Here is a 384-nt window from a genome sequence, read left to right as displayed (position 1 = left end):
AACATGCCTTGGTGGTGGTTGGCAACGCCTTTGCAGCAGCGCTGGCAATGGTGGCTTCCAATTCCAGCAGCCATCCGCCTTCTTTTGCCATGGCAGTGGTGGCTCGCTCTCCTCACTTCCTGCGAGCATGGCAATCAAGTGAGAAGCTGAGGGCAGGGGAGGAGGGGCTGCCTGCAAACAGAAAGCAGGCATCCATTCATTCAGAAGAGACGAAAGGCAGCCAAAGCATAAGCAATCCCCGAGCGAGTGCCAAACATGCGTACCTTAATTGGGTTATTGTTGTACTAGAACAATCATTCACAATAAGAAAGAAATAAAAAGGCATCTTTGTGGATCGAAAAGGAACCGGCTTTTGGCCAGAATGCGACCCAATTTCCCATCCTA

General features: G+C 50.5%; 1 protein-coding gene. It reads left to right on the top strand.

Annotation, left to right across the window (positions count from 1 at the left end; all coding sequences use genetic code 11):
- The coding region (locus tag HUA75_RS46365) for a hypothetical protein (RefSeq protein ID WP_217446595.1) at positions 1–317 on the top strand (317 nt) is incomplete at its 5' end.
- Positions 318–384: the final 67 nt, after the last annotated feature.

This window comes from Myxococcus sp. CA040A (genome assembly GCF_013336725.1).
Lineage (GTDB): Bacteria > Myxococcota > Myxococcia > Myxococcales > Myxococcaceae > Myxococcus > Myxococcus llanfairpwllgwyngyllgogerychwyrndrobwllllantysiliogogogochensis.
Note: the sequence above shows the minus strand (reverse complement) of the source record. Positions and strands in the feature narration are given on the sequence as shown.